Source organism: Amycolatopsis sp. H20-H5, from assembly GCF_035828755.1.
Taxonomy (GTDB): domain Bacteria; phylum Actinomycetota; class Actinomycetes; order Mycobacteriales; family Pseudonocardiaceae; genus Amycolatopsis.
The window spans coordinates 1-699 of the sequence record NZ_JAYMZS010000301.1 but is presented as its reverse complement, the minus strand read 5'-3'; the positions used below and the strand labels follow the sequence as shown (position 1 = coordinate 699).

The following is a 699-nucleotide window of genomic DNA, read 5'->3' as shown; positions in this document are numbered from 1 at the left end:
CCGGCGAGGGTGGCGGCCAGCTGGTTCAACGCGGCGGTCGGGTCGAGCTGGGCGTATTGGCCGAGCAGTTCGGCCGCCGTGTAGGCCTCTTCCGCCGACAACACCGCCAGCGGCGGTTGCGTCGTGCTCCGTTCGAGCAGCTCGGCGAGCCGCTGGGCGTAGCTGCGGTGGTCGGGCACTCCGGCGAGGCCGAACGGGTCCTGGGGCACGGTCTTGTCGCTCATAGGAGAACCTTTCTCGTCGTCAGCCAGGCCGTCACCGCATCGGGTGACGCAGTAAATCTATGACGGCGGGGATAGACATTCGATCGCGGGTGTGTGTAGTGTTCTGCTCATACCGAGAGAGACAACGTCAAGCAGGCGCGGGAGATGACGAAACTACCCGCGAGGTGAGACACGACGGTCAGGCAGGACGAAGCCACTCAACGGACAGGTTTCGACTGGTGACCGAAGCAACATCTCGGGACTAGGCAGTGAAGACGCAGTAGAGAGATGGTCCCGGCGCAGTAGTGCAGGACGTAGGCGGCGCGCAGTGTGCCTGGCCTGCGCAAGTGTTGTACCGCGGTACGAAGTGAAGTCAGTGGTTGTTGCAAGGTCAGATGGTGCAGGACGGTCAGGTGGCCGGAACCGATCACGGTCGGGGTTTCGGGCAGTGACCAGCGGCGTGACGCGTGCTGGGACCGATCAGTGGAAGGGTCTC

1 protein-coding gene is annotated in these 699 nt (G+C 63.9%); it reads right to left on the bottom strand.

Annotated elements, in window-relative coordinates; genetic code table 11:
• The coding region (locus QMK34_RS47615; RefSeq protein WP_326421651.1) for a hypothetical protein at nucleotides 1-224 on the bottom strand (224 nt) is incomplete at its 3' end.
• Nucleotides 225-699: the final 475 nt, after the last annotated feature.